A 557-nucleotide genomic window follows, 5' to 3' on the forward strand; every position below is an offset into this window, starting at 1 on the left:
GATCTAATAATTCAATCTTCCCTGATTCAACAATTTCACTTTCAAAACTACTGAATAAGGCTTGTAGCTCAAGAAGGGTTGGCACCTTACTGGTCTCGGCAAAACGCAATGCTGTAATACGATCAGGAAATTGTGCACTGGTCATCGAATCTTCAAGGCTAGGAATTAAATCCAGCGCGCTTTCTTTCGCAACACCAAATACTTCGCCAAGTGTGCCGCTCGCTAAATCGAGTTTTTCTTGAAGAGTTGCGATGTCGTCTTCGTTCTTATCAAACAAGGCTTTCAAACGTTGCTTTTCTTTTTCTTCCTCAGCAATTTCCTGATTTGTTTGGCGAAGCAAACGCTTCTGCTCAGCCAAAGCAAGTTTCGATACACGCTCACGCTCAGCATTTTCTTTTGCGTCGTTCTTCACAATCGACTTTGCGAGCGCAATAAAATCTACATTTTGCGAATCTTCGGCCAGGCTTTTTTGGGCAAAAAACAGACCTGCATTCACGATTAACAGAAGACCAAGTACTTTGCCTAAAGTAAATTGTTTCATGTCAGCCCCCTACTTC

General features: G+C 42.4%; 1 pseudogene. It reads right to left on the reverse strand.

The features are described from left to right. Positions 1–541, reverse strand: a pseudogene (locus A3762_RS14050) (MotA/TolQ/ExbB proton channel family protein); the annotation flags it as partial. Positions 542–557: the final 16 nt, after the last annotated feature.

Source organism: Oleiphilus sp. HI0125 (genome assembly GCF_001635355.1).